Annotated in this window: 3 protein-coding genes and 1 tRNA gene; 2 read left to right on the forward strand and 2 right to left on the reverse strand. The window is 58.2% G+C overall.

From position 1 onward, the window contains the following. Nucleotides 1-738 precede the first annotated feature (738 nt). Both N1F89_RS20495 and N1F89_RS20500 read left to right on the forward strand, forming a co-directional pair. On the forward strand, nt 739-1,215 hold the full coding sequence (locus N1F89_RS20495; RefSeq protein ID WP_290086347.1) for a helix-turn-helix domain-containing protein: 477 nt from the start codon (nt 739-741) through the stop codon (nt 1,213-1,215). Nucleotides 1,216-1,220: 5 nt separating this feature from the next. Then, nucleotides 1,221-1,328: transfer RNA gene (locus tag N1F89_RS20500), tRNA-Ser, on the forward strand. Between the two features lie 3 nt (nt 1,329-1,331). Here N1F89_RS20500 and N1F89_RS20505 read toward each other — a convergent pair. Beyond that, entirely contained in the window at nt 1,332-2,066 is a 735-nt protein-coding gene (locus N1F89_RS20505; protein ID WP_290086348.1) for a hypothetical protein, read from the reverse strand. Nucleotides 2,067-2,178: 112 nt separating this feature from the next. Next, the coding region (locus tag N1F89_RS20730; protein WP_354670341.1) for a LysR family transcriptional regulator at nt 2,179-2,305 on the reverse strand (127 nt) is incomplete at its 5' end.

Here is a 2,305-nt window from a genome sequence, read left to right on the forward strand (position 1 = left end):
ATAGGAGAGCTGTCGCGTTTCCATGGTGCCACCCCGATTGCCCCGGTCCGGCCGTGCCGGATGCACCGCCCGCGCCGCCCGCCGGCGGTCGTCTCGCCGCCGTGCGCCGCGCGGCCCGTCGGGCGTCTGCCGGGGCAGTCTATCAGAAGCGGCCGGCCATGCCGCAACCGCCGCGCTGCGGCGTCGCGGCGCGCCGGCCTCAGCCGAGCAGGCATCGCCCGCGCTCAAGGTTCCTGCTCAGGACGTCCACGAAGTGGACTTCGCCTATCGCAGCGTCGGGTTCGTCATCGCCTAATCGAATTTCCCTAGAGCTATTTTCACACTATGTCGCGGCGACCTGAAATCTGACCTGCCTAAACAGGTTCGTCGCTTTCCTTGTTGGTGGATTTTGGAAGTTGTAAGCAGAACGCCAGCGGACACTTTGGCGAGACGGCTTCCGCAGATCACAAGGGAAACGCTTGCCGAGAAGGCAGCGATAATGCATTTCGCGGCGGGCTGGAGTAGCTGATTACGGGTCCTTGTCGCATTTTTAGGGCGACAAAAACGTCTCCCTGAGGGGAGGTAAATTTGACCCCCGGGGACGGTCGCGGATGTCCTACAAAGTAAGAACACTCATTTCGGGCAGCACATAACGGGCTTAGCACCCAACAGTACGCAATAGGCCCGGTCAGTTTTGTCTCCCTGTCTGCACCCCCCGAAACCCTTGTGCCTTCTGCGTGGTGTGAGCATATTCGCGTCATGACAAACGAAGCCGCATCACCAACTGCCACCGTGATCAATCTGCCTTCCGCTAAGAAGGGCAAGCGTCGGGCCGAAGACAAGTTCGGTGCTGCCGTAATGAAGCACGGCTATACCATACTGCCGAACCTTTTGATGGAGGCGCAAGGCAGGCTGGAAATCGGACACGCGGAGTTCAATGTGCTTGTGCAACTCATCCATCATTGGTGGGAGGCCCATGAGGAACCGCATCCGGCCAAGGAAAGCATAGCGCGCCGGATGGGGCTTAGCCCCCGACAGGTCCAGCGGCATCTTACTACGCTGGAGAAAAAGGGGTTCATTTCCCGCGTCGAACGCTTCTCGGGGAGAAAGTCACAGATCGCCAACGGCTACGATCTTATGCCTCTTGTTCGGAAGCTGGGCGAGGTGGAGCCGGAGTTCCGCAAAGCGAAGGAACAGCGGAGAATCCGCCAGAAGAAGGTAGAAGGGGCCGCATAGAGTTCCGCGACGTAGCTCAACTGGATAGAGCACCCGCTTGCTAACGAAATCCTTGGTCGCGCTCGGAGAGTAGTGGCGGGAAGATGCAGGTTCAAGTCCTGCCGTCGCGCCCATCTTCAAAATGGGATGTCATCCTCCAAGTCTCGACTGAAACCGCCAGACGGCTTGTGCGAGCTAGGGAGCCCCTTCTTCGGCGGCTCGATTTGCTTGCGCTCGCCCCATGGCGGAAGCGCATCCTTTAACTTCTTGGACTTCTCGATCCAGTCAAATATGCGGTCGATGGTCTGTTGCAGGGGTTTCAGTTCGTCATTGACTTGTTTGCCGGTGCGGGCGGCTTGTACTGCAAATGCGAAGAAGGCTTCGGTTCGGGTCCGCGTCCGATCTACCTCGGTGGCAAACGTGTGCAACTTATTGAACAGCGACTGCCGAAGGTCTTCCGGCAACACCATTTCCGCAAGCCTCTCACGGATCGCCGCTATCAAGGTGTGGATCGTCTGGCGGGCCGTCGCGTCCAGCACGATGATGTTTTCGGCATTCACCTTTTGACGGCGTGCGGCTTCCATTAGGATTTTCTGCGACGTGATTTCCGCATGTCGCCGGAAGTCCTGAAAGAAGTTGGAGAACTCGTTATCACTTATGGGAGGGTTGCGGAATGCGACTAGCAATCCGAGACCGTGGACTTCATCAAAAGCGGTCAGGTGATCGACGTATTGTCGCTCCATGTACAAGCCGCCGTTTCGATTGTCCTCCCACGCTTCTTCCAGTTTCTTGAACTTGTGCAGTTGGAGAACTGCAAACGCCTCCTCGGGATCGTCGGGAAGCTCAAGGTACTCGTTTTCGAATTCTGTCATTCAGTCGCCCCCAAAAAGCGACACAATCCACCGCTCCACATAAAATGTAGGAAATTGCGCCCCCTGCAACAAGCGCTGGGTTGCGGTTGACCCATGGCGAGCGAAATCATCTTCACTTGCACCTAATGCTGGCTTCCACGGGCGGCTGGAACAGCTTGATGCCGAGCTCCTCCTCGAGAAGCCGCAGGTTCTCGCTGAGCGCGGAGGCGGAGATGCCGGCATGGGCGGCGGCCTCGGCG

The organism is Aquibium sp. A9E412 (assembly GCF_030398335.1).
Taxonomy (GTDB): Bacteria; Pseudomonadota; Alphaproteobacteria; order Rhizobiales; family Rhizobiaceae; genus A9E412.

What these genes read in the sequence shown, in the direction of transcription:
- N1F89_RS20495 (WP_290086347.1), top strand. Translation starts at nt 739, where the DNA reads ATGACAAACGAAGCCGCATCACCAACTGCCACCGTGATCAATCTGCCT.
- N1F89_RS20505 (WP_290086348.1), bottom strand. Translation starts at nt 2,066, where the DNA reads ATGACAGAATTCGAAAACGAGTACCTTGAGCTTCCCGACGATCCCGAG.